Source organism: Streptomyces sp. RPA4-2, from assembly GCF_012273515.2.
Lineage (GTDB): Bacteria > Actinomycetota > Actinomycetes > Streptomycetales > Streptomycetaceae > Streptomyces > Streptomyces kaempferi.
In genome coordinates this window covers 1919979-1938112 of record NZ_CP050975.2, presented here as the reverse complement: position 1 = coordinate 1938112, position 18134 = coordinate 1919979, and the positions used below count along the sequence as shown (strand labels likewise).

At 70.2% G+C, this 18134-nt stretch carries 14 protein-coding genes and 1 pseudogene; 11 read left to right on the top strand and 4 right to left on the bottom strand.

What is annotated here, in order from left to right; genetic code table 11:
* Position 1 precedes the first annotated feature (1 nt).
* The 3 genes from secF to HEP85_RS08100 all read left to right on the top strand — a co-directional run bounded on the left by secF (position 2) and on the right by HEP85_RS08100 (position 4435).
* The gene (secF, locus tag HEP85_RS08110; RefSeq protein ID WP_168527188.1) at positions 2-1126 is read left to right on the top strand and encodes a protein translocase subunit SecF; all 1125 of its coding nucleotides are present in this window, start codon (positions 2-4) and stop codon (positions 1124-1126) included.
* Entirely contained in the window at positions 1123-1671 is a 549-nt protein-coding gene (locus tag HEP85_RS08105) for an adenine phosphoribosyltransferase (protein ID WP_168533431.1), read from the top strand. Before secF ends, HEP85_RS08105 begins: the two co-directional genes overlap by 4 nt.
* A gap of 244 nt (positions 1672-1915) precedes the next feature.
* Positions 1916-4435, top strand: coding sequence for a RelA/SpoT family protein (locus tag HEP85_RS08100; protein ID WP_329286367.1), 2520 nt, complete (start codon positions 1916-1918; stop codon positions 4433-4435).
* Positions 4436-4519: 84 nt separating this feature from the next.
* On the opposite strand, the gene HEP85_RS08095 is transcribed toward HEP85_RS08100, so the two are convergent.
* Positions 4520-5749: a DUF349 domain-containing protein gene (locus tag HEP85_RS08095; protein ID WP_168527187.1), complete on the bottom strand. Its 1230-nt coding sequence runs from the start codon at positions 5747-5749 to the stop codon at positions 4520-4522.
* Positions 5750-5884: 135 nt separating this feature from the next.
* The gene (locus HEP85_RS08090) at positions 5885-6706 is read right to left on the bottom strand and encodes a peptidylprolyl isomerase (protein ID WP_168527186.1); all 822 of its coding nucleotides are present in this window, start codon (positions 6704-6706) and stop codon (positions 5885-5887) included.
* 179 nt (positions 6707-6885) lie between these two features.
* Between HEP85_RS08090 and HEP85_RS08085 the strand changes: the two genes are divergently transcribed.
* Together HEP85_RS08085 and hisS are read left to right on the top strand one after the other, a co-directional pair.
* Positions 6886-7602: an MBL fold metallo-hydrolase gene (locus HEP85_RS08085; protein WP_168527185.1), complete on the top strand. Its 717-nt coding sequence runs from the start codon at positions 6886-6888 to the stop codon at positions 7600-7602.
* 12 nt (positions 7603-7614) lie between these two features.
* A complete protein-coding gene (gene hisS / locus HEP85_RS08080; RefSeq protein ID WP_168527184.1) occupies positions 7615-8877 on the top strand; it encodes a histidine--tRNA ligase in 1263 nt (420 codons plus the stop codon).
* Between the two features lie 69 nt (positions 8878-8946).
* Here hisS and HEP85_RS08075 read toward each other — a convergent pair.
* A pseudogene (locus tag HEP85_RS08075) lies at positions 8947-9153 on the bottom strand (ABC transporter ATP-binding protein); the annotation flags it as partial.
* A gap of 138 nt (positions 9154-9291) precedes the next feature.
* Between HEP85_RS08075 and HEP85_RS08070 the strand changes: the two are divergent.
* From HEP85_RS08070 to rpsD, 3 genes are all read left to right on the top strand, one after another.
* Positions 9292-9927: a vitamin K epoxide reductase family protein gene (locus tag HEP85_RS08070; protein ID WP_168527183.1), complete on the top strand. Its 636-nt coding sequence runs from the start codon at positions 9292-9294 to the stop codon at positions 9925-9927.
* Positions 9928-9970: 43 nt separating this feature from the next.
* Positions 9971-11326: a replication-associated recombination protein A gene (locus HEP85_RS08065; RefSeq protein WP_168527182.1), complete on the top strand. Its 1356-nt coding sequence runs from the start codon at positions 9971-9973 to the stop codon at positions 11324-11326.
* Positions 11327-11666: 340 nt separating this feature from the next.
* Positions 11667-12281 (top strand): 30S ribosomal protein S4, encoded by a 615-nt coding sequence (gene rpsD, locus HEP85_RS08060; RefSeq protein ID WP_153291663.1) that lies wholly within the window; start codon positions 11667-11669, stop codon positions 12279-12281.
* Positions 12282-12314: 33 nt separating this feature from the next.
* Here rpsD and HEP85_RS08055 read toward each other — a convergent pair whose 3' ends face one another.
* Positions 12315-14483 (bottom strand): AAA family ATPase, encoded by a 2169-nt coding sequence (locus HEP85_RS08055; protein WP_168527181.1) that lies wholly within the window; start codon positions 14481-14483, stop codon positions 12315-12317.
* A 160-nt stretch (positions 14484-14643) separates the two neighbouring features.
* On the opposite strand from HEP85_RS08055, the gene HEP85_RS08050 reads away from it, so the two are divergent.
* Genes HEP85_RS08050 through alaS form a run of 3 tightly spaced genes read left to right on the top strand, consistent with a single transcriptional unit; the run spans position 14644 to position 18096 of the window.
* On the top strand, positions 14644-15078 hold the full coding sequence (locus HEP85_RS08050; protein WP_168527180.1) for a DUF948 domain-containing protein: 435 nt from the start codon (positions 14644-14646) through the stop codon (positions 15076-15078).
* A gap of 7 nt (positions 15079-15085) precedes the next feature.
* Positions 15086-15424, top strand: coding sequence for a DUF6167 family protein (locus tag HEP85_RS08045; RefSeq protein ID WP_168527179.1), 339 nt, complete (start codon positions 15086-15088; stop codon positions 15422-15424).
* Positions 15424-18096: an alanine--tRNA ligase gene (gene alaS / locus HEP85_RS08040; protein ID WP_168527178.1), complete on the top strand. Its 2673-nt coding sequence runs from the start codon at positions 15424-15426 to the stop codon at positions 18094-18096. Before HEP85_RS08045 ends, alaS begins: the two co-directional genes overlap by 1 nt.
* Positions 18097-18134: the final 38 nt, after the last annotated feature.

Genomic DNA, 18134 nt, shown 5'->3' with positions numbered 1-18134 from the left:
GATGTCGAAACTCGGCACCCTCGGCGCCCGGCTCCACCGCGGTGAGATCGGCTACGACTTCGTCGGCAAGCGCAAGATCTGGTACGCCATCTCGATCCTGATCACCATCACGGCCATCCTCGGTCTGACGGTGCGCGGCCTGAACATGGGCATCGAGTTCCAGGGCGGAGCCGTCTTCACGACGCCGAAGCACATGACGTCCTCGGTGAACCAGGCCGAGACGTACGCGCAGGACGCCTCCGGTCACGACGCCATCGTCCAGAAGCTGGGCGACGGCAGCCTGCGCATCCAGATCGCGGGCATCGACACCGACAAGTCGGACCAGATCAAGGACCAGCTCTCCAAGGACCTGAAGGTCGACTCGGAGCAGATCAACGCCGACCTGGTCGGTCCCAGCTGGGGTGACCAGATCGCCAACAAGGCCTGGGAGGGCCTGGCGATCTTCATGGTCCTCGTGGTGATCTACCTGGCCATCGCGTTCGAGTGGCGCATGGCCATCGCCGCGCTGGTCGCCCTGATCCACGACATCACCATCACGGTCGGCATCTACGCCCTGGTCGGCTTCGAGGTCACCCCGGGCACCGTGATCGGTCTGCTGACGATCCTCGGTTACTCGCTCTACGACACGGTGGTCGTCTTCGACAGCCTCAAGGAGCAGACGAAGGACATCACCAAGCAGACCCGGTACACGTACAGCGAGGTCGCCGACCGCTCGATCAACGGCACCCTGGTCCGTTCGATCAACACCACGGTGGTCGCGCTGCTGCCCGTCGCCGGCCTGCTCTTCATCGGTGGCGGCGTGCTCGGCGCGGGCATGCTCAACGACATCTCGCTCTCGCTGTTCGTCGGCCTCGCCGCCGGCGCGTACTCCTCGATCTTCATCGCCACGCCGCTCGTCGCCGACCTCAAGGAGCGCGAGCCGCAGATGAAGGCGCTCAGGAAGCGCGTCCTCGCCAAGCGCGCCCAGGCGGCCGCGAAGGGCGAACCCCTGGACGAGCCGGCCTCGGCCGTCCCGTTCGACGACGATGACGAGCCGGAGGACGCCACACCGGCGGTCGTCGGCCCGCGCAATCAGCCCGCGTCCCGCAACCGGGGCCGCGGCCGACCTTCGGGGAAGCGCCGATGACCGAGCTGACGGACGTCTCCACGCTGCTGCTCAGCCGTATCCGCGACGTGGCCGACTATCCGGAGCCGGGCGTGGTGTTCAAGGACATCACGCCGCTGCTGGCCGACCCGGTCGCCTTCGAGGCGCTCACCGGCGCGTTCGCGGAGATCGCCGTCCGCACCGGGGCGACGAAGATCGTCGGCCTGGAGGCCCGCGGCTTCATCCTCGGTGCCCCGGTCGCCGTCCGCGCCGGGCTCGGCTTCATCCCCGTACGCAAGGCGGGCAAGCTCCCCGGAGCGACCCTGTCGCAGACGTACGACCTGGAGTACGGCTCCGCCGAGATCGAGGTGCACGCCGAGGACCTGGACGCGGGCGACCGCATCCTGGTCGTCGACGACGTCCTCGCCACCGGCGGCACCGCCGAGGCCTCGCTCCAGCTCGTCCGCAGGGCGGGCGCCGAGGTCGCGGGCGTCGCCGTGCTGATGGAGCTCGGCTTCCTCGGCGGCCGAGGCCGCCTGGAGCCCGCTCTCGCGGGCGCTCCGCTGGAGGCACTCCTCCAGATCTGAGCAACCCCCGACAGCTCGGAACAGCTCGGAACAGCTCGGGAAAGACCCAGGAAAGCTTCAGGAAAGGCCTGGGACACCCGTGGGACACCGTCGGAGGCGGGCCCGGAGGAATCCGGTGCCCGCCTCTCGCGTTCCCCCTGTACGGGCCGTCCCCACGGCCCAGAGCGAGCCCGGCGCCCAGGATCGCTACCATGGGGTCTCCGGAGCCTGACCGGGGGACCCGGAACGCGCACGAGGAGCCCTCTTGCCAGACGAGGCCCAGCCACTCACCGCCGCCAAGCCCGAGCCCGCCCCGGGCGGCACGGACACGCCCGCGAAGAGCGCCGCTCCCGGGCCGGTCGAGCACGCCCAGTCCGCGCCCGACGACAAGGCGGCCGAGCAGCCCCGCCCCAAGCCGGCCCCTGCCGAGCGCGTGGCGAGCACCCCGGCGGTCCGTTCGGCCCCGAGCCAGCCCGCGCGCACCGGTGGCTCCTCCAACCGCGTCCGCGCCCGCCTGGCCCGGCTCGGCGTGCAGCGCTCGAACCCGTACAACCCGGTCCTGGAGCCCCTGCTGCGGACAGTGCGCAGCAACGACCCCAAGATCGAGACGGCCACGCTCCGCCAGGTCGAGAAGGCCTACCAGGTCGCCGAGCGCTGGCACCGCGGCCAGAAGCGCAAGAGCGGCGACCCGTACATCACGCACCCGCTCGCCGTCACCACCATCCTGGCCGAGCTGGGCATGGACCCGGCCACCCTGATGGCGGGTCTGCTGCACGACACCGTCGAGGACACCGAGTACGGCCTGGACACCCTCAAGCGCGACTTCGGCGACCAGGTCGCCCTGCTCGTCGACGGCGTCACCAAGCTGGACAAGGTCAAGTTCGGTGAGGCCGCGCAGGCCGAGACCGTGCGCAAGATGGTCGTCGCCATGGCCAAGGACCCGCGCGTCCTGGTCATCAAGCTCGCCGACCGCCTGCACAACATGCGCACGATGCGCTACCTCAAGCGCGAGAAGCAGGAGAAGAAGGCGCGCGAGACCCTGGAGATCTACGCGCCGCTCGCCCACCGCCTGGGCATGAACACCATCAAGTGGGAGCTGGAGGACCTCGCCTTCGCGATCCTCTACCCCAAGATGTACGACGAGATCGTGCGCCTGGTCGCCGAGCGCGCCCCCAAGCGCGACGAATACCTCGCCATAGTGACCGACGAGGTCCAGTCCGACCTGCGCGCGGCCCGGATCAAGGCGACCGTCACCGGCCGCCCGAAGCACTACTACAGCGTCTACCAGAAGATGATCGTCCGCGGCCGTGACTTCGCGGAGATCTACGACCTGGTGGGCATCCGTGTCCTCGTGGACACCGTCAGGGACTGCTACGCGGCCCTCGGCACCGTGCACGCGCGATGGAACCCGGTACCCGGCCGGTTCAAGGACTACATCGCGATGCCCAAGTTCAACATGTACCAGTCGCTGCACACGACGGTCATCGGGCCCAACGGCAAGCCGGTCGAACTCCAGATCCGTACGTTCGACATGCACCGCCGTGCCGAGTACGGCATCGCCGCGCACTGGAAGTACAAGCAGGAGCCCTCCGCCGGCGCCTCCAAGGTCCGCACCGACGCCCCGAAGAGCGTCAGCAAGGACAAGGACGCTGTCAACGACATGGCGTGGCTGCGCCAGTTGCTCGACTGGCAGAAGGAGACCGAGGACCCCAGCGAGTTCCTGGAGTCGCTGCGCTTCGACCTGTCCCGCAACGAGGTATTCGTCTTCACGCCCAAGGGTGACGTCATAGCGCTCCCGGCGGGCGCGACCCCCGTGGACTTCGCGTACGCGGTCCACACGGAGGTCGGCCACCGCACGATAGGCGCCCGGGTCAACGGACGCCTCGTCCCCCTCGAATCGACCCTGGACAACGGCGACCTGGTGGAGGTCTTCACCTCCAAGGCGGCCGGCGCCGGACCCTCCCGCGACTGGCTCGGCTTCGTCAAGTCCCCGCGCGCCCGCAACAAGATCCGCGCCTGGTTCTCCAAGGAGCGCCGCGACGAGGCGATCGAGCAGGGCAAGGACGCCATCGCCCGCGCGATGCGCAAGCAGAACCTGCCGATCCAGCGCATCCTGACCGGCGACTCCCTGGTGACGCTCGCGCACGAGATGCGCTACCCCGACATCTCCTCGCTGTACGCGGCCATCGGCGAGGGCCATGTCGCCGCGCAGAGCGTCGTGCAGAAGCTGGTGCAGGCCCTCGGTGGCGAGGAGGCGGCCACCGAGGAGATCGACGAGAGCGTCCCGCCCGCCCGCGGCCGCGGCCGCAAGCGGCGCTCCAACGCCGACCCGGGTGTGGTCGTCAAGGGCGTCGACGACGTGTGGGTCAAGCTCGCGCGCTGCTGCACCCCGGTTCCCGGCGACCCCATCATCGGCTTCGTCACCCGGGGCAGCGGTGTCTCGGTCCACCGCAACGACTGCGTCAACGTGGAGTCCCTGTCGCGCGAGCCCGAGCGCATCCTCGACGTGGAGTGGGCGCCCACCCAGTCCTCGGTCTTCCTGGTCGCCATCCAGGTGGAGGCCCTGGACCGCTCCCGGCTGCTCTCCGACGTGACCCGCGTCCTGTCCGACCAGCACGTCAACATCCTGTCCGCGGCCGTCCAGACCTCCCGCGACCGGGTGGCGACCTCGCGCTTCACCTTCGAGATGGGCGACCCCAAGCACCTGGGGCACGTCCTGAAGGCGGTACGGGGCGTGGAGGGCGTGTACGACGTGTACCGGGTGACATCGGCACGCAGGCCCTAGTCGCTCGCCGGCATACGAGAGGGGCTCCCGTACCGATGTACGGGAGCCCCTCTCGTATGCCCTGGCGCGGAGGGCGACGGCTGGTCAGCCGCCGAACTCCTGCAGCCCCTTCAGCGCCTGCTCGAGCAGCGCCTGACGGCCGTCGAGCTCCCGCTGGAGCTTGTCGGCCTTCGAGGCGTTGCCCGCGGAGCGCGCGGTCTCGATCTGGCCCTGGAGCTTGTCCACGGCGGCCTGCAGCTGACCGGTCAGCCCCTCGGCACGCGCGCGCGCCTCCGGGTTGGTCCGGCGCCACTCCGCCTCCTCGGACTCCTGCAGGGCCCGCTCCACCGCGTGCATCCGGCCCTCGACCTTCGGCCGGGCGTCGCGCGGCACATGGCCGATGGCCTCCCAGCGCTCGTTGATCGAGCGGAAGGCGGCACGGGCGGCCTTCAGTTCCTGCACCGGGACGAGCTTCTCGGCCTCCTCGGCCAGCTCCTCCTTGAGCTTCAGGTTCTCCGACTGCTCCGCGTCCCGCTCGGCGAAGACCGAACCGCGCGCCGCGAAGAACACGTCCTGGGCGCCGCGGAAGCGGTTCCACAGGTCGTCCTCGTGCTCGCGCTGGGCGCGGCCCGCGGCCTTCCAGTCCGCCATCAGCTCGCGGTAGCGCGCCGCCGTCGGACCCCAGTCCGACGAGGCGGACAGCGACTCGGCCTCCGCGACCAGCTTCTCCTTGGTCTTGCGGGCGTCCTCGCGCTGCGCGTCCAGCGAGGCGAAGTGCGCCTTGCGGCGCTTGGAGAACGCCGAGCGCGCGTGCGAGAAGCGGTGCCACAGCTCGTCGTCCGACTTGCGGTCGAGCCGCGGCAGCCCCTTCCACGTGTCCACCAGGGAGCGCAGCCGCTCACCGGCCGCCCGCCACTGGTCGCTCTGCGCCAGCTCCTCCGCCTCGACGACCAGCGCCTCCTTGGAGTGCCGCGCCTCGTCGGACTGCTTCGCCCGCTGGACCTTGCGCTCCTCGCGGCGCGAGTCCACCGTCTCGACGAGCTTGTCCAGCCGTACCTTCAACGCCGCCAGATCGCCGACCGCGTGGTGGGCGTCCACCTGCGAGCGGATGTGGTCGATGGCGGTCTGGGCGTCCTTCGCCGACAGGTCGGTGGTCTTCACTCGCTTCTCGAGGAGGCCGATCTCCACAACCAGGCCTTCGTACTTGCGCTCGAAGTAGGCCAGCGCCTCGTCAGGGGAGCCGGCCTGCCAGGAACCGACGACCTGCTCGCCGTCGGCCGTACGCACGTACACGGTCCCCGTCTCGTCGACGCGGCCCCACGGGTCGCTGCTCACAGCGCCTCCTCCACATGATGCCTGCGAGGGCCTTCAGCGCCCCCGGGCATCGTCCACAGTTTCGTCACGGCCAACATAGGCGACCAGCACGGCGGCTGTCCGCATCCAGCGCGACCGAAATTTCGCAGTTGACGGTCAGGATTTCGTCACGGTCATCTTGTTGACCACGACCGTCGCGTTCGGCGCCCCGTCGCCCTGGCCCGTGCTCTCGCCGGCCGCGGCGATCTTCTTGAGGACCGTCAGACCGGACTTGGAAATAGTTCCGAACGGTGTGTAACTGGGCGGCAGCTGACTGTCCTGGTAGACCAGGAAGAACTGGCTGCCGCCGGTGTGCTTCTGGCCGGTGTTGGCCATGGCGACCGTGCCCGCCGGGTAGACGCCGCCCTTGAGGGATTTGTCCTTCAGGTTCTCGTCCGGGATCGTGTACCCGGGACCGCCGCTGCCGGTGCCCTTCGGGTCACCGCACTGCAGCACGTAGATGCCGTTCGTGGTGAGCCGGTGGCACTTCGTGTGGTCGAAGAAGCCCTTGCCCGCGAGGAAGCCGAACGAGTTCACGGTGTGCGGAGCCGCCGCCGCGTTGAGCGCGATGTCCACGTCTCCGCAGGTCGTGGCCATCTTCATGGTGTAGTCCGCGGACTTGTCGATGGTCATCGCCGGCTCCTTCTTCCAGCTCAGCGACTTCACCGCGCCCTCGGCCGGCTTGTTGCACGGATCCGGCGCCTTGCTGGTCGGGGCGGCGCTCGGCGTGACCTCCGCGCCGGCGTTGGCCTTCTTGTCGTCGTTCTTGAAGACCCCGGTCGCGTACGACACCACACCGACGACGACGACCACGCCGAGGACCGACGCGACCACCGTGTTGCGCGTGTGTGACTTGCGCCGCGCGGCCGTGCGCCGCTGCTGCTGCCGCAAGAACTTCTCCCGGGCGAGCTGACGCCGCCGCTGTTCCTGGGTGACCACCGGGTTATCTCCTCGTGCGTCTCGTACGTCAGGTGTGACGCGTGCGTCTGGTGAGCCGATCGCCCGCGTGTGCCCCGTACCGTATATGGGTTGGCTGAGGATTCGGCAGCGCCGGTAGGCTCTGAGCCACAGCCGCCCGCCCCGTACGACACAGCGCGTACCCATCCCGAAGGACGATCGTGCTCATTGCCGGGTTCCCCGCCGGGGCCTGGGGGACCAACTGTTACCTGGTCGCCCCCGCCGCGGGTGAGGAGTGCGTGATCATCGACCCGGGCCACCAGGCCGCCCAGGGAGTCGAGGAAGCACTCAAGAAGCATCGGCTCAAGCCCGTCGCGGTCATCCTCACCCACGGCCACATCGACCATGTCGCCTCGGTCGTCCCGGTGTGCGGAGCGCACGGGGTACCGGCGTGGATCCACCCCGAGGACCGGTACATGATGAGCGACCCCGAGAAGGCGCTCGGCCGGTCCATCGGCATGCCGCTGATGGGCGAGCTGACGGTGGGTGAGCCGGACGACGTCAAGGAGCTGGCCGACGGTGCCGGACTCGAACTGGCCGGTCTGGAGCTGTCCGTCGCGCACGCGCCCGGTCATACCAAGGGGTCGGTGACCTTCCGGATGCCCGAGAGCGCGGACGTCCCGTCCGTGTTCTTCTCCGGGGATCTGCTGTTCGCCGGCTCCATCGGACGCACCGACCTGCCCGGCGGTGACATGGACGAGATGCTCGGCTCGCTGGCCCGCGTGTGCCTGCCGCTCGACGACTCGACCGTGGTGCTGTCGGGGCACGGTCCCCAGACCACCATCGGCCAGGAGCGCGCCACCAACCCGTACCTGCGGCAGGTGGCGGCAGACCGTCAAGAGTCCGGCCCGCGGCCGGCTCCCCGACGAGGAATGTGACGAGAGACCTTCGTGAGCACCTTCAAGGCCCCCAAGGGCACCTACGACCTGATCCCGCCGGACAGCGCGAAGTACCTCGCGGTCCGCGAGGCCATCGCGGCGCCGCTGCGCAACTCCGGCTACGGCTACATCGAGACGCCCGGCTTCGAGAGCGTCGAACTGTTCGCGCGCGGGGTGGGTGAGTCCACCGACATCGTGACCAAGGAGATGTACGCCTTCGAGACCAAGGGCGGCGACCGGCTGGCGCTGCGCCCCGAGGGCACCGCGTCCGTGCTGCGCGCCGCGCTGGAGGCGAACCTGCACAAGCTCGGCAACCTGCCCGTGAAGCTCTGGTACTCCGGCTCGTACTACCGCTACGAGCGCCCCCAGAAGGGCCGGTACCGCCACTTCTCGCAGGTCGGTGCCGAGGCCATCGGCGCGGAGGACCCGGCGCTCGACGCCGAGCTGATCATCCTGGCGGACCAGGCGTACCGGTCGCTGGGACTGAGGAACTTCCGGATCCTCCTCAACTCGCTCGGCGACAAGGAGTGCCGTCCCGTGTACCGGGCCGCGCTCCAGGACTTCCTGCGCGGTCTCGCACTCGACGAGGACACCCTCCGGCGGGCCGAGATCAACCCCCTGCGGGTCCTCGACGACAAGCGCGACGACGTGCAGAAGCAGCTGGTCGGCGCGCCGCTCCTGCGCGACTTCCTGTGCGACGCGTGCAAGGCGTACCACGAGGAGGTGCGCGAGCTGCTCACGGCCGCGGGCGTGGCCTTCGAGGACGACGGCAAGCTGGTGCGCGGTCTGGACTACTACACCCGCACCACCTTCGAGTTCGTCCACGACGGTCTCGGCTCGCAGTCCGCGGTGGGCGGCGGCGGCCGCTACGACGGTCTCTCCGAGATGATCGGCGGCCCCGAACTGCCGTCGGTCGGCTGGGCGCTGGGCGTCGACCGTACGGTGCTGGCGCTGGAGGCGGAGGGCGTGGAGCTCGAAATCCCCGCGTCCACCAGTGTGTTCGCGGTGCCGCTGGGCGAGGAGGCCCGCCGGGTGCTCTTCGCCAAGGTCACGGAGCTGCGCAAGCTGGGGATCGCCGCCGACTTCTCGTACGGCGGCAAGGGGCTCAAGGGCGCGATGAAGAACGCGAACCGGTCCGGGGCGCGCTACACGATCGTCGCCGGCGAGCGGGATCTCGCCGAGGGCGTGGTGCAGCTCAAGGACATGGAGTCCGGCGAGCAGACCGCCGTCGGCGTCAACGAGATCGTGGCGGAACTCGAGGTCCGGCTCGGCTGAGCCCGCGGTGCTCCGCCCCGTCCGTCCTGCCCCTGAGGTGATTCCCGGGGCACGGGCGGCGGGGCGGTGCGTCAACCCGGCGGGCGCGGATTCGTCCTGTCGGACGATGCCGATCCGAGAGCGCCACGGGCGTGCTCCCGTCGCCGGGTCCGAGCAGGCCGAACACCACGCCCCGGCGGATTCCGGGATCGATGCCGTCGACGGCGCTCCCGTCCCCGCACCGGTTGCGCAGCCCTCGCGTACGTCCAACGCGAGCCCTTCCACCGGTGTCGCCATGGCCCCGGGCCTTCCGCCGAACCGAACGCTCCGGGACGACCGCACGTACCTCCTTATGTCCATCGAACGGTGGACACACCCGCGGGTACGGCACAATGTCGGTGCCCGCAGGCCCTTCGAAGCTACGGAAACGGCGTGATGAGCAAGACGACAGTCAAGGACGTCTCCACCGACCCGGAACGCGTCGACGGTCCCCGGACGGCCGGCGGCAGCCGTGCGCTCGCCCTGTTGCTGGTGATCACCGGTGCGGCCGGTCTGCTCGCCGCGTGGGTCATCACGATCGACAAGTTCAAGCTGCTGGAGAACCCGAACTTCGTGCCGGGGTGCAGCCTGAACCCGGTCGTCTCCTGCGGCAACATCATGAAGAGCGAGCAGGCCTCGGCCTTCGGGTTCCCCAACCCGATGCTGGGCCTGGTGGCGTACGGCATCGTGATCTGCGTCGGCGTGAGCCTGCTGGCGCGGGCCACCTTCCCACGCTGGTACTGGCTGACCTTCAACGCCGGCACCCTCTTCGGCGTCGGCTTCTGCACCTGGCTGCAGTTCCAGTCGCTGTACCGCATCAACTCGCTGTGCCTGTGGTGCTCGCTGGCCTGGGTCGCCACGATCATCATGTTCTGGTACGTGACGTCATTCAACGTACGCAACAGCTTCCTGCCCGCCCCGCGCTGGCTGAAGAGCTTCTTCGGCGAGTTCACCTGGGTCCTGCCGGTCGTGCACATCGGCATCATCGGCATGCTGATCCTGACCCGCTGGTGGGACTTCTGGACGAGCTGACAGCCCGAGGGGATTGTCAGTGGGGTGACATAGGGTTTCGTCCGTGGAGCCCGACCTGTTCACCGCCGCAGCCGAAGAACGCCAGGAGAAGGACCCCTCCGGGAGCCCCCTGGCCGTCCGGATGCGCCCGCGCACCCTCGACGAGGTCGTGGGCCAGCAGCATCTGCTGAAGCCGGGCTCACCCCTGCGCAGACTGGTCGGCGAGAGCGGCGGCGGCCCCGCAGGACCGTCCTCCGTGATCCTCTGGGGCCCGCCCGGCACCGGCAAGACGACCCTGGCGTACGTGGTCTCCAAGGCCACCGACAAGCGCTTCGTGGAGCTCTCCGCGATCACCGCGGGCGTCAAGGAAGTGCGCGCGGTCATCGAGAGCGCCCGCCGCGCCACCGGCGGCTTCGGCAAGGAGACCGTCCTCTTCCTGGACGAGATCCACCGCTTCAGCAAGGCCCAGCAGGACTCCCTGCTCCCGGCCGTCGAGAACCGCTGGGTGACCCTCATCGCGGCGACCACCGAGAACCCCTACTTCTCGGTGATCTCCCCCCTGCTCTCCCGCTCCCTCCTGCTCACCCTCGAACCGCTCACCGACGACGACCTGCGCGGACTGCTGCGCCGGGCGCTCAGTGACGAGCGGGGCCTCAAGGAATCCGTCACCCTCCCCGAGGACACCGAGCAGCACCTGATGCGGATCGCCGGCGGTGACGCCCGCCGCGCCCTGACCGCCCTGGAGGCGGCGGCGGGCTCCGCGCTGGACAAGGGCGAGGCGGAGATCACCCTCCAGACCCTGGAGGAGACCGTCGACCGCGCCGCGGTGAAGTACGACCGCGACGGCGACCAGCACTACGACGTGGCGAGCGCCCTCATCAAGTCCATCCGCGGCTCGGACGTGGACGCCGCGCTGCACTACCTGGCGCGGATGATCGAGGCCGGCGAGGACCCGCGCTTCATCGCCCGCCGGCTGATGATCTCCGCCAGCGAGGACATCGGCCTGGCCGATCCGCACGCGCTGCCGACAGCCGTCGCCGCCGCCCAGGCCGTCGCCATGATCGGCTTCCCCGAGGCCGCGCTCACGCTCAGCCACGCCACCATCGCCCTGGCCCTGGCGCCGAAGTCCAACGCCGCGACGACGGCGATCGGCGCCGCCATGGAGGACGTGCGCAAGGGCCACGCGGGCCCGGTGCCGATGCACCTGCGCGACGGGCACTACAAGGGCGCGGCCAAGCTCGGGCACGCCCAGGGGTACGTGTACCCGCACGACCTGCCCGAGGGCATCGCCGCCCAGCAGTACGCCCCGGAGGAGCTCAGGGACCGGGAGTACTACACGCCGACCCGGCACGGCACGGAGGCGCGCTACGCGGACGCGGTGGAGTGGACCCGCAAGCACCTCGGTCGAGGACGCTCCTGACCACCCTGTAGGATGACGCGAAGCGCTGCGTCCCGTGTCCGGCTCCGGTCGGCACCACCAGAACGGGACATCCAGCCGGAGCCCCCGCCTCCACGGGGGGATTCCAGGAGCGTCGCGCACCGTCGAAGGTGTCGCGGGCAGCCCACCACCACCCGGACTTCCGGGACAGGTCGGTGGGCCACTCGCGTGCTGCACGTATGTGCCCAGACCCAGGAGCGGCTGCCCGCCCCGCCCACGTGGATCCCCACAGTGGCGAGGAGGGTTTCCCGGGCTGCGGATTGCGACCTCCCCTAACCCTGGTGAAGCCGTATTCGCATCGGAAACATGAGGTGTTTGGTTCATGGCGAACCAGTCCCGCCCCAAGGTCAAGAAGTCGCGTGCCCTCGGCATCGCGCTGACCCCGAAGGCCGTCAAGTACTTCGAGGCCCGCCCCTACCCGCCGGGTGAGCACGGCCGCGGCCGCAAGCAGAACTCGGACTACAAGGTCCGTCTGCTCGAGAAGCAGCGTCTGCGCGCGCAGTACGACGTGTCCGAGCGCCAGCTCGTCCGCGCCTACGAGCGTGCCTCCAAGGTCCAGGGCAAGACCGGTGAGGCCCTGATCATCGAGCTCGAGCGCCGTCTCGACGCGCTGGTCCTGCGTTCGGGCATCGCCCGCACGATCTACCAGGCCCGCCAGATGGTCGTCCACGGCCACATCGAGGTCAACGGCCAGAAGGTCGACAAGCCCTCGTTCCGCGTCCGTCCCGACGACGTCGTGATGGTCCGCGAGCGCAGCCGCAGCAAGACGCTGTTCGAGGTCTCCCGTGCCGGTGGCTTCGCCCCCGACGGCGAGACCCCGCGCTACCTCCAGGTGAACCTCGGCGCCCTGGCGTTCCGCCTGGACCGCGAGCCGAACCGCAAGGAGATCCCGGTGATCTGCGACGAGCAGCTCGTCGTCGAGTACTACGCCCGCTGATCCTCATCCTGCGGACGTAGCACCACCTGCGCGTCAGCCCGTCGTCCCGCCGCCCTTCGAGGTGCGCGAGACGGCGGGCTCCTGCGTGTCCGGGGCCGGCCTGCGCGGTGCGGGCACCGCGCCCGGCGGTCGCTGTCCGGCCCGCCGCAGCGCCCGCTCCACCGCCGCCTCCCGCCCGAGCCGCTCCCCGGCCCGTACGCACTCCTCGTAGCGCTCGTCGCCCAGCCGCTCCCGGGCGCCCGCCTCGCACCGCTCGTGCGGCACGTTGTAGTACGCCGAGCCGAACAGCGGGAGCCCCACCGACGGCCACAGCCGGGCCGCCGCGCCCTGCAGCACCGCGGCCTCCGCCGGATCACCCTGCACCGTCGTGACCAGGGCGAGCAGCTCCAGCGCGAGGACCGTGCCGAGCAGGTCGTGGAAGGTGTGCGCGATGTCCAGGCACCGGACCAGAAGGTCCCGGGCCCGTGCCGGATCGCCGGCGGCGAGGGCCTCGTACGCCAGCACGTACAGCGCGTACGCCAGCGCCCAGCGCTCCCCGTGGTCCTCGCACACGCGGCGGACGTCCTCGCACAGCTTCACCGCGGCCGGCAGATCGCCCTGGAACGCCAGCGCCATCGCCAGCTCGACCTGCCCCATCAGCACGTTGCTGTTGAGCTCACCGATCTCGTGATAGCGGTCGAGCGCCGAGCGCAGCAGGGTCTCCGCGCGCCGCATGTCGTCGCTGACCAGCGCGAGACAGCCGGCACGGTGCTCGGCGTAGGCGAGGGCGGTGGGGTTACCGGTGCGCAGCGCCTCCTCGCGGCACTCCTGGAGCGCGGTCAGCGCGGACACCGTGTCGCCCTGCAGGATCGCCACGTAGCCGAGCACCCACAGGGCCTTGAGCCGCGACTGGTCACGGTCGCTGTCGAGTTCCACGCCGCGTTCCAGCCAGTGCCGGCCCTCCGCCAGCCGCCCGCAGCCCACCCAGTAGAACCACAGACTGCCCGCGAGGTACTGGCCCAGATGCGTCTCACCCGGCTCGGTCAGGCAGTACTCCAGGGCGCGGCGCAGATTCGGCAGCTCCGCCTCGATCCGCGCGGCCACCTCGGCCTGCCGCGGCGAGAACCAGTCCAGCTCGCACCAGGTCGCCAGGCCCATGTACCAGTCGCGGTGGCGGCGGCGCAGCCGGTCCGCGTCCCCCGACGCCGCCAGCCAGTCCGCCCCGTACGCCCGGACCGAGTCCAACATCCGGTAGCGCGGACCCGCGGGCGTCTCCTCGCGGGCCAGCACGGACTGCGCGAGCAGCGCGCCGAGCACGTCGAGGACGCGGTCGGCGTGCAGCCCGTCGCCGCCGCACACGTACTCGGCGGCCTCCAGATCGAACCGGCCGGCGAACACCGAGAGCCGCGACCACAGCAGCCGCTCCTCGGACGTGCACAGTTCATGGCTCCAGCCGATCGCCGTACGCAGCGTCCGGTGCCGCGGCAGAGCGTCCCGTCCGCCGCCCGTCAGCAGCCGGAAGCGGTCCTCGAGACGGGAGAGCAACTGGGCGGGGGAGAGGGCGCTCAGCCGGCCCGCGGCCAGCTCGACGGCGAGCGGGATCCCGTCGAGACGGCGGCACAGCTCCTGTACGTCCGACCGGTTGCCGTCGTCCAGCTCGAACCCGGGAACCCGGGCCGCCGCCCGCTCCTCGAACAGTTCCACGGCCTCCGCGTCGCCCAGCGGCGCCAGCGGGAACAGCCGTTCGCCCTCGATCTCCAGCGGCCTGCGTCCGACCGCGAGCACCCGCAGCCCCGGTGTGTGCCGCAGCAGCTCGCCCACCAGTGCGGCACACGCGTCCACCAGATGCTCGAACCCGTCGACGACGAGGAGGAGTTGGCGCCCGGCGAGACGGTCGAGCAGGAGCTCGCGCGGTGCCCGCGACGTCTGGTCCGTCAGGCCGAGGGCCTCCACGACCGCGTACGCGACGAGGTCCGGATCCCGTACGGCGGCCAGCTCCGCCCGCCACGTGCCGTCCCGCGCGTCCGCGCGCGCCGCCGTCCGCGCGGCGAGGCGCGACTTGCCGACGCCGCCCACGCCGGTCACCGTGACCAGCCGGGACCCCTCCAGCGCCTCGGCCAGCCGCGCGAGTTCGGCCGAGCGGCCGACGAACGCGTCGAGTTCCAGGGGCAGATTGCCGCGCGGCGTGCCGTCGGTGGGCCGGGGCCGGTCAAAATGCTGCATAGGACACGGAGAGTACTGACCTGTATGCGTTCCGTACAATCGCTTCGCACAACTCCGGCCCCCTCGGCCGTTAATGCGGTACGGGGCGACGGCCCCGGCGCGATAGGCTCGGGGGACGACTTTTCGATGTTCAGGCACGTACTAGGGAGCGGGTGCGACAGTGTCCGGTGGCGAGGTGGCCGGGATCCTGGTGGCCGTCTTCTGGGCGATCCTGGTCTCGTTCCTCGCCGTCGCGCTGGCGAGACTGGCCCAGACGCTCAAGGCGACCACCAAGCTCGTGGCGGACGTGACCGACCAGGCCGTCCCGCTGCTGGCCGACGCCTCGGAGGCGGTGCGCTCCGCACAGACCCAGATCGACCGGGTCGACGCCATCGCGTCGGACGTCCAGGAGGTCACGTCGAACGCGTCGGCGCTCTCCACGACCGTCGCCTCCACCTTCGGCGGCCCGCTGGTCAAGGTCGCGGCGTTCGGCTACGGCGTCCGCCGCGCCATCGGCGGCCGCAAGGACAATGTGCCCCCCAAGGCCTCCCGTCGTACCGTGATCGTGGGCCGCACCGTCCCGTCCGCGCGACGGGGAAAGCGGAAGAAGGACTGACGCAGCGATGTTCCGCCGTACCTTCTGGTTCACCGCCGGCGCAGCCGCTGGCGTGTGGGCCACCACCAAGGTCAACCGCAAGCTCAAGCAGCTGACTCCCGAGAGCCTCGCCGCCCAGGCCGCGAACAAGGCGATCGAGGCAGGGCACCGGCTCAAGGAGTTCGCGCTCGACGTCCGCGAGGGCATGGCCCAGCGGGAGGCCGAACTCGACGAGGCGCTCGGGCTGGGCGCGTCCGTCGAGCACGAACTCCCCGCACCCCGGCGGTACGCCGCCATCGAGAACCGTAACGATCCGAGGTATGTCGAGAGGTCGACGTACTCGCACAACCGGAATGAGGACCACTGATGGAGTCGGCCGAGATTCGCCGCCGCTGGTTGAGCTTCTACGAGGAGCGCGGTCACACCGTCGTTCCCTCGGCGTCGCTCATCGCGGACGACCCGACTCTGCTCCTGGTCCCCGCGGGCATGGTCCCCTTCAAGCCGTACTTCCTCGGCGAGGTCAAGCCGCCGTGGCCGCGCGCCACCAGCGTGCAGAAGTGCGTGCGCACGCCCGACATCGAAGAGGTCGGCAAGACCACCCGCCACGGCACGTTCTTCCAGATGTGCGGCAACTTCTCCTTCGGCGACTACTTCAAGGAAGGCGCCATCACCTACGCCTGGGAGCTGCTCACCTCGCCCCAGGACAAGGGGGGATACGGGCTCGACCCCGAGCGGCTGTGGATCACGGTCTACCTCGACGACGACGAGGCCGAGTCCATCTGGCGCGACAAGATCGGTGTCCCCGTCGAGCGCATCCAGCGCCTCGGCAAGAAGGACAACTACTGGTCCATGGGCGTCCCGGGGCCCTGCGGACCGTGCTCCGAGATCAACTACGACCGCGGTCCCGAGTTCGGGGTCGAGGGCGGCCCGGCCGTCAACGACGAGCGGTACGTGGAGATCTGGAACCTGGTCTTCATGCAGTACGAGCGCGGCGAGGGCACCTCGAAGGAGGACTTCGAGATCCTCGGTGAGCTGCCCAGCAAGAACATCGACACCGGCCTCGGCCTGGAACGCCTCGCCATGATTCTGCAGGACGTGCAGAACATGTACGAGATCGACACCTCCATGGCCGTCATCAGGAAGGCCACCGAGCTGACGGGCGTCGAGTACGGCGCCGCCCACGAATCCGACGTCTCGCTGCGGGTGGTCACCGACCACATGCGGACGTCCGTGATGCTCATCGGCGACGGTGTGAGCCCCGGCAACGAGGGCCGCGGATACGTCCTGCGCCGCATCATGCGCCGCGCCATCCGCAACATGCGGCTGCTCGGCGCCACCGGTCCCGTCGTCAAGGACCTCATCGACGTCGTGATCGAGATGATGGGCCAGCAGTACCCGGAGCTGGTCGGCGACCGTCGGCGCATCGAGACCGTGGCCCTCGCCGAGGAGGCCGCCTTCCTCAAGACGCTGAAGGCCGGCACGAACATCCTCGACACGGCCATCACGGACACCAAGGACTCCGGCGGCACGGTTCTCGCCGGCGACAAGGCCTTCCTGCTCCACGACACCTGGGGCTTCCCGATCGACCTCACCCTCGAAATGGCCGCCGAACAGGGCCTCTCCGTGGACGAGGACGGCTTCCGCCGCCTGATGAAGGAGCAGCGGGACAAGGCCAAGGCCGACGCCCGGGCCAAGAAGACCGGCCACGCCGACCTCGGTGCCTACCGGCAGATCGCCGACGCCGCCGGTGAGACCGACTTCATCGGATACGACCGGACCGAGGGAGAGTCGACGATCGTCGGCATCCTGGTCGACGGTGTGTCGTCGCCCGCCGCCACCGAGGGCGACGAGGTCGAGATCGTCCTCGACCGCACCCCGTTCTACGCCGAGGGCGGCGGCCAGATCGGCGACACCGGGCGCATCAGGGTGGACAGCGGCGCGATCGTCGAGGTCCGCGACTGCCAGAAGCCCGTCCCGGGCGTGTACGTCCACAAGGGCGTCGTCCAGGTCGGCGAGGTCACCGTCGGCGCCCAGGCCCAGGCCACCATCGACACCCGTCGCCGGACGGCCATCGCCCGCGCCCACTCGGCCACGCACCTCACCCACCAGGCCCTGCGCGACGCCCTCGGCCCGACGGCCGCCCAGGCCGGTTCCGAGAACCAGCCGGGCCGCTTCCGCTTCGACTTCGGTTCGCCTTCGGCCGTCCCCACGGCCGTCATGACCGACGTCGAGCAGAAGATCAACGAGGTGCTCGCCCGGGACCTGGACGTGCACGCCGAGGTCCTGAGTCTCGACGAGGCCAAGAAGCAGGGCGCCATCGCCGAGTTCGGCGAGAAGTACGGCGAGCGCGTGCGCGTCGTGACGATCGGCGACTTCTCCAAGGAGCTGTGCGGCGGTACGCACGTCCACAACACCGCCCAGCTCGGCCTGGTCAAGCTGCTCGGCGAGTCGTCGATCGGCTCCGGTGTGCGCCGTATCGAGGCCCTGGTCGGCGTCGACGCCTACAACTTCCTCGCCAAGGAGCACACGGTCGTCGCTCAGCTCCAGGAGCTGATCAAGGGCCGCTCGGAGGAGCTCCCGGAGAAGGTCTCCGCCATGCTCGGCAAGCTGAAGGACGCCGAGAAGGAGATCGAGAAGTTCCGCGCGGAGAAGGTCCTGCAGGCCGCCGCCGGTCTCGCCGGGTCCGCCAAGGACGTCCGCGGTGTCGCTCTGGTCACCGGCCAGGTACCGGACGGCACGGGCGCGGACGACCTGCGCAAGCTGGTCCTCGACGTACGCGGCCGCATCCAGGGCGGCCGGGCCGTCGTCGTGGCCCTGTTCACCACCTCGGGCGGCAAGCCGCTCACGGTCATCGCCACCAACGAAGCGGCCCGCGAGCGCGGTCTCAAGGCCGGCGACCTGGTCCGTACGGCCGCCAAGACCCTCGGCGGCGGCGGTGGCGGCAAGCCGGACGTCGCGCAGGGCGGCGGCCAGAACCCGGCCGCCATCGGCGAGGCCATGGACGCCGTCGAACGCCTGGTCGGCGAGACGGCCAAGTGAGCGTGGACGGGCCCGTGGGCACGGACGGTCCGGGCGGC